Origin of the sequence: Phaeobacter sp. HF9A (genome assembly GCF_011806385.1) — a bacterium.
Classification (GTDB): Bacteria; Pseudomonadota; Alphaproteobacteria; order Rhodobacterales; family Rhodobacteraceae; genus Epibacterium.
In genome coordinates, this window is sequence record NZ_JAATOX010000166.1 from 1 (window position 1) to 6,565 (window position 6,565).

The window sequence follows — 6,565 nt, forward strand, 5'->3', positions numbered from 1 at the left end:
CTTCGGTCTCTTATTGCCATCTATGGTCCTCCGCTTTCCTAAACATAGGGGCGGACCACTTCATGGGGGGAGGCTCAAACGGCAGCTAAACTTGACAAAAGAACTCGGCTTAGCTAGTTCTCCGCCCGCACGACAATAGGTGCACCACAGCAAGACAGCCCGCGCGAAGTGAGCGGCAATCCGTCCAGCCATTCCCAAGTCAACCTATGAACGCGGTTGTAGACTGCGCCAATGGCTGGAGCGAATTGTGAAGCTGGGCAGATTATTCCTGAACGCCTATCTCCGCCTGCGCGATCGTTGCGCGCTGGCTCAGCAATGGCGAGCAGATGCGTCCTCTTGCCGTTGGCAGATGCCATCTTGCCTGGTTGCTGCGTCAAACGCCCTTCTCTGGGCTCGGCTGCGTCACATCGAGACTGTCCCGTTCATCACCGGGAAACATGACCTCCCCGTATATTGGAGCCAATCCATATGAGACGCGTATCGGCTGCGCTTGTTGCGCTTTTGTTGGGTCCTTCTGTTGTTGCCGCTCAGGAGGCGCCGATTGCTCCGGTTCCGGCAATCGAAACCTCTGTGCCCCAGATCGCTGTCGGGGCCTCCGCGACCACCGAACCGGATGACCCAGCCCGCCATTTGGGGGATCGCCCTCTTGCGCGCGCTGCTGAGGATGGCGCCCCTGCGCAGATCACTGACCCGCACAATCGGGAGAATGCCCTATCCGTGACAGAGGGCGGGGGAGGGCGTGAACCGCTCACCGGGGCAGCGCCCGATGCATCAACCGCGGCGCTGAGATTCTTGCAGGATGGCGGTCCCTCGATCTGGGCGATTGCGCTTCTCTCGGTGATCACTCTGGCGTTGATCCTGTGGAAAATCTGGCGGCTGGCCATGATCGGCGCCTGGTCGCGGAGCAAGGCGGGGCAGGCGGTGCTGGCATATGAAACCGAAAACCGCAGGGCGGCGCTCGCCATCGTAGAGGGCCGCAGGGGGATCCGCTCCAGAGTGGTGGCAGCGGCGCTGTCTGCGCTGGACAGGCTGCCCGAGGATCGCGCCCGCGAGGAAACGGCCCGCGTTGCCAAGCGGCATCTTGCCAGCGCGGCCACCGGGCTTGGGGCGCTGGAACTGATTGCCACCATCGCGCCGCTGCTCGGCCTTCTGGGTACTGTCTTGGGCATGATTGCGGCCTTCCAGGCGCTCCAGGCGGCAGGTGCGAGAGCGGATCCGGCGTTGCTCGCGGGGGGGATCTGGGAAGCGCTGCTGACCACCGCCGCCGGCATGGCGGTGGCGATCCCAGCATCGGCTGCGCTTACCTGGTTCGAGGCGGTCATTGCCCGCATCCGCCGTGACATCGAAGACAGCGCCACGCGTCTCTTCGTGGCTGCTGCCCCGGCAGAGCTGAAGCTGGCGGCGGAGTGAGCGAATGCAGCTCAGCCGGACCCAAAGCCGCCGCCGCCGCCCGAGCCTCACGCCGATGATCGACGTGGTGTTCCTGCTCTTGGTGTTTTTTATGCTGGCCTCGCGGTTCGGAATGGATGCGGTGCTGGACTTGCCACTGGGCGGGCAGGGCGGCAGCTATAGCGGCCCGCCTCGTCTGATCGGTATCGGCGGGAGCGATCTCGACATCAATGGGGTGCCGGTTCTGGACCACAACTTGATCCAGGCGCTGGCGCCGCTGATGGAAAACCCGAGTGATATGTTGGTGTTGCGTGGCCGAGACACGGCCACCCTCCAGCGCATCATGGATGTGGTCGGGTTGCTGAGGCAGGCCGGGGCGCGCAATTTCGTGCTGGTGGAATGAGGCGCGTCGCATGGACCTGAACGAACCTCGCAGGCGGCCCCGCAGTGAATCAATCGTGCCGATGATCAATGTGGTGTTCCTCTTGCTGATCTTCTTCTTGATGACCTCGCGCTTGGCTCCGGCTGATCCCTTCGAGGTGACCCTGGCCAAGGCCGCGCTGGAAGCGGAGGCGCAAGCGCAGGTCGTGCTCTATGTTGATATTGAAGGGCGGACGCATTTTGACGGCACAGAGGGCGACGCTGCGCTTGTGCAGCTGGCCGCGGCAGCGGGTGAAGGCGATGCGGTGCAGCTGCGCGCCGATGCCGGGCTCGAGGCTGCGACGCTGGCCCGGATCCTGCGGCACATGGCGCAGGCCGGGCTCAGCCGTGTCGAGCTGGCGGTGCGTCCGCAATGAAGCAGGTTATAGAATTCGCTGTATTTTCCGGCCTCGCCGTGGTGATCCATATCGCGCTGTTTTCCACGGCACCGGAAAGCGGCGCGGCCTCCAGCGGCGCGGGCGGCGAGGCTCTTGTCTCGGTGCAGGGGGCCAATGCAACTGTTCTTGCGATGGTGGAGTCCTGGGAACGGCCACCGCAGCCTGTGCCAGACCTGGATATCACTCTATCGCCACCGATACAGGCCGCCCCAGCGCCAGCGCTGCAACAGTTTGAACTGGCGCCAGCGCCGCGCGCGGCCGCGCAGCTGACGCTTGCCAAGCCCGAGACCATCGAGCCTCCGCAGGTGGACAGGTCCCCACCGCCTGTGCCGAAACCGGAACCACGCGCGGAGGTGAAACCCGATCCCGGGGCGCGCCAGGCAGAACAAGCCTCGGCGGGACGTGCAGAACAGCGTGCCGCAGGCTCTGGCGGCAAGGCCCAGGCAGGCCGCGCCGGTGGGGCCGAGGTCGCCACTGGCCAGTCGGGGCAGCAGGCAAAATTGCAAAGCATCTGGGGTGCCAAGATACGTGCGCGTATCGAGCGCCGTCAGCGGTATCCCAACGGAGCGAGCGGCAATGGCCAGGTGGTGGTGCGGCTCACCGTTGCCCGCAGCGGCCAGCTCTTGAGCCACCGGATCGCCAAGTCCTCCGGTAACGCCGCCTTCGATCAGGCCGCGCTGCGTGCGGTCGTCAGGGCTGGCAGGTTTCCCTCCGCACCAAAGACACTGGATCTTCAACAGCTTACCTTTAACCTGCCCATGACTTTTTCGAGATAGCCCAACGCCCTGACCTTACCCGAGACCGTTCATAGCGGATTAGACGCGCGCCCTTTTTGATGTCCGGGCTGCCGCCATCGGCGCAAGGCACGCGGCTGGAGAGCCTGAGCACTGCCCCGCCGTTTTCCACGTGCAACTGAAGGCTGTACGCAATCGCGCGCTATGGCTATCGTGAATTGAAATTTTGCGCGCGGCGCTGTCTGTTTCGGCTCAAACACAGGTCGGGGCGCGGCGCATGTTGGGTTTGATAGGGAGGGTTTCACGGCATGCCATGGTACAACACAGATTACCGACCGCGACTGCCGAATGGGTCGAACCTGCTTGGGCCTGAAGCGCAAGTGAATAGCGACGAATACAACGTGGACGCGATGAAGCGCCCGAAGTTTCATGAAAACGTGCGATACGCTCTGGAGCAAGAAACCCCTACCAGGACGGGGGTCGCTCTGAACGGCTATCCTGTGCTCTACTACCAGTGCGCGTCCTGCGGGCAATATGGCGAAGGCCATCTCATGCATGTGGGGCACAAGGTAAACTGGAAAAAATACATCAAGGATCAAAAGCCACTCACCCACGCAGCTGCGGTGGCGGCCTATAATGATCTGGACAATCTTGCCTATGAACATGCGGTATGCAACACGAGCCACCGCTTTGAAACAGAGGAGGAGATCCCCGATCCCGAGGCGGTTTTCAACGAATTGATTGCTCAATACATCGACCCCGTTGAGGTCGGGAATGATGTTATCAGGATCAACGGAAACCCAATTAGATTGGCCGACGGCGCGACCAGGCACAGACAGACAACGCAGCAGGCGGTGTTTGATTTCGAGACCGCCGAAAGGCCGGACTGGTATCCCAACACGCGCGCCGCGATGATCAAAGAGTGGGACCGGTTGGGATACGCAAAACCTGCGACAAACCGTGACGGCAAGACTATCGTTTTATACTGGTGCAAGAGTTGCAGGCATTGGTGCGAGGCCTTTTCGATGCAGCTGGGACACAATGTCAGATGGGCAGACTACGCCCAGAGTATCGGGGCAACGACCAAAGCCCAAGTGTATCAGGCCTTCAATGACCTGGAAAACCTCTCCATGGAATGCGCCTGCTGCAATCAGGGTCACGAATGGGAAGAGTGGGACGAAGACGCGCCGGAATTCAGTATCACCGGTGCCAGCGCGCGTGAGATACGCAACGCCGAGGCGGCGCTTGCACGTGAAGAAGCCCAATTGCTGAGGGCAAATCTGCCCGATCACGACCAGATGCCTCCCGGCCAAGAGCTCTCGGCCCTCATTTTGCTAGAATTGAAGATTATGGAATGGGCCAGCCTGCGGGATCCTCGGTTTTCTCAATCCATCGGGACGCTCAAATCAGTGCCCGTTCATTTTATCGAAAGCGCCACGCTCGAGCTTCTCCTGGCTGGCGCCCTCTCGATTGAGCAAGATCAGATCACGGAAGAGACGGCCAGTGTTGCCAGGCTGGAGGTTAAACGCTTCCAAGATCAGTATGTCGATCCCTTCCTCGCCACCTGCCAGGAGCTTTTTCCGGCTCTTAGCGGCATAAACAGAGACCAGCTGAATGCCTTCAAGGGCGCCGTCTATGGGCAATCCGGGGGAGATGTTGTTCTGGGTCAAGTCACGCTTGATCGCGCAACAATCGAAAGTGCCGCCAGGCATTTTAAGGTTGCGATGGATCAGGCAGAGACCCAAATGGAACAGCGCCGGACCGGCGTGGTGACCCAGATCACCGATGACGTTCTGACCGGTGCCGTTTCAGTGTGGGCCGAGTTGCTCGCCCAGGCCGCCAACCAGGGGTTACAGGGGACAACATGATGAGCGACGCAGCAGGCCAGGCATGGGCAACGGAGTTTTTCAGGCTGAAAGGCTGGACGTTGCCCGGGGCGGATGTCGCGGAAACGCAGGCAGCGCTGTCGAACCACCTCGAACGGTGGCTTGCCAGCGACAAGGCGTCTTCGCGCAGTCCTGACGAGGCCGAATTGATTGAACAGTGCGAAGAAGCATTGGGCAAGAACGACGTGGCGCTGGCTGCCACCATCTTGGCGCGGCTGGATCCACCGAGCCTTGGACCGATCGAGGCTGGCGATTGGAAAGGTCTTGCAGCCTATTGGCAAGAAACCCGCAGCACGATTGAAGGCGGGGCAAGGGCCGTCCATGCTGCCGCGATCTCATCGGATCAAGCACTCGAACCGCAGCTGGCCCCGCTTCTGGATATTGCCCGCCTATTTGGGGCCGGACTGGGGAATGCACTGGAACAATCCGCGCGCGATGATGACCCGAAGGCCAAAGACGAGGCACGCAGGATACTCGCCCAGTACAAGTCGCACCTGATAGGCAACCCGTTTCTCAAACATCTCGACGCCAATCCCTACCTCCCCATGGCGCTGAGTTCATTTGCCGCCGCGCGATTGTCCTATATCGAAGATCGTGCCAAAGCCTCCTGACTGGGGGGAGGACAGGCCGTGCGGGCCGCCGATCCTTGGTCTCGATCTGTCAGAGCGGGCCCGCCGTCGGCACGCGCGCACCATTGCACAGGTCAGGCGCGGAGCGCGCCGATCAGGGCCTCAGGCCGACCATAAAGCGCATTGGTGTCAACCACCCGTGCCTCTGGTCCGGTGCCGAGGATAAGCGTGGGCACCCCGCGGGCGCCAAAACGACGCATCTCTGCCTGGGCGGCTTGGATCCTGTCGTCGTTAAAACTCAGCAGCGCCGCGTCGGGATCGGCAAAGCGCTCCGCCGCCGCATCAAGCCCGCTTTCGCGCAGCACGGTGGCGATCACCGTGGCATCGCCATTGTCGCGACCCTCGACATAGCGGGCGCGCTGCATCGCCAGCAAGGCATCGAACTCCTGCTCCGGCGCGGTCAGATGCACCGCGCTCACCGCCAGCGTGGCGGGGCCGGAATCAACCATGCCCGTTGTGCGCTCCAGCAGGTTTTCGCGATAGGCGGCGCTGAACTCCTGACCGGTCAATTGCCCGATGCGCTGATCGGCGGCCCAGGCGTGGGCGGCAAAGCCGGCGCTCATCGCAAAGGCACCCGGCCCGGCAAACAGGCCAGAGGGCTGGGCGGTCACGGTGATGTCGTCGTACTGCATCAGGGTCTTGATGGCCGGGGCCGCGCCGTAGCACCAACCGCAGAGGGGATCATATAGATAGGTGAGCTGGATGGGGGTGGGCATGGCTCTCTTCTTCTTTTTGGACCGTGATATCTCTGTATCTGAGTCAGACAGCTTCGCAAGACGTCATCTTGCGTTGCGCAGGGCTTGCCCCGAGGTGTCGCGCCGCGCGGACGATGCGCTGACGGATTTTGACCGGTCGTGTCTGCCGCCGGTGTCGTTGTTCAGACACATGCGGCGGGGCCCGGCTTTGAAGAATATTAAGATATTGTTCCCATCATGGAACTATAGCATTTTCTGGCCAATATGTGGCGTCTGCCGCCTATGGAGGGCGGCGCGGTCCCGTGCGCGATACCAAACCGGAGTTCCTGGCCATGAGCCTGTCTTATCTTGTTACACATTCTGGCGGGTTTCACGCCGACGAGCTGCTCTCTTCGGTGGTGTTGAGCCGGCTCT

The 6,565-nt window shown here is 61.8% G+C and carries 8 protein-coding genes; 7 read left to right on the top strand and 1 reads right to left on the bottom strand.

Annotated features, from left to right (window positions below; genetic code table 11):
• The first annotated feature begins 462 nt into the window (after positions 1-462).
• The 6 genes from HCZ87_RS19020 to HCZ87_RS19045 all read left to right on the top strand — a co-directional run bounded on the left by HCZ87_RS19020 (position 463) and on the right by HCZ87_RS19045 (position 5,438).
• A complete protein-coding gene (locus HCZ87_RS19020) occupies positions 463-1,410 on the top strand; it encodes a MotA/TolQ/ExbB proton channel family protein (RefSeq protein WP_167646411.1) in 948 nt (315 codons plus the stop codon).
• Positions 1,411-1,414: 4 nt separating this feature from the next.
• On the top strand, positions 1,415-1,792 hold the full coding sequence (locus tag HCZ87_RS19025) for a biopolymer transporter ExbD (protein ID WP_167646399.1): 378 nt from the start codon (positions 1,415-1,417) through the stop codon (positions 1,790-1,792).
• Positions 1,793-1,802: 10 nt separating this feature from the next.
• Positions 1,803-2,186: a biopolymer transporter ExbD gene (locus tag HCZ87_RS19030; protein ID WP_167646401.1), complete on the top strand. Its 384-nt coding sequence runs from the start codon at positions 1,803-1,805 to the stop codon at positions 2,184-2,186.
• Positions 2,183-2,983, top strand: a complete 801-nt coding sequence (locus HCZ87_RS19035) for an energy transducer TonB (RefSeq protein ID WP_167646403.1) — start codon at positions 2,183-2,185, stop codon at positions 2,981-2,983. The genes HCZ87_RS19030 and HCZ87_RS19035 overlap by 4 nt, the downstream gene beginning before the upstream one ends.
• A 266-nt stretch (positions 2,984-3,249) precedes the next feature.
• Entirely contained in the window at positions 3,250-4,809 is a 1,560-nt protein-coding gene (locus HCZ87_RS19040; RefSeq protein WP_167646405.1) for a hypothetical protein, read from the top strand.
• A complete protein-coding gene (locus HCZ87_RS19045; RefSeq protein ID WP_167646407.1) occupies positions 4,809-5,438 on the top strand; it encodes a hypothetical protein in 630 nt (209 codons plus the stop codon). The genes HCZ87_RS19040 and HCZ87_RS19045 overlap by 1 nt, the downstream gene beginning before the upstream one ends.
• Positions 5,439-5,530: 92 nt before the next feature.
• On the opposite strand, the gene HCZ87_RS19050 is transcribed toward HCZ87_RS19045, so the two are convergent.
• Positions 5,531-6,172, bottom strand: coding sequence for a DsbA family protein (locus HCZ87_RS19050; RefSeq protein WP_167646409.1), 642 nt, complete (start codon positions 6,170-6,172; stop codon positions 5,531-5,533).
• A 311-nt stretch (positions 6,173-6,483) separates the two neighbouring features.
• Here HCZ87_RS19050 and HCZ87_RS21360 point away from each other — a divergent pair.
• A partial coding sequence (locus HCZ87_RS21360; protein ID WP_368484150.1) for an MYG1 family protein occupies positions 6,484-6,565 on the top strand: 82 nt, incomplete at its 3' end.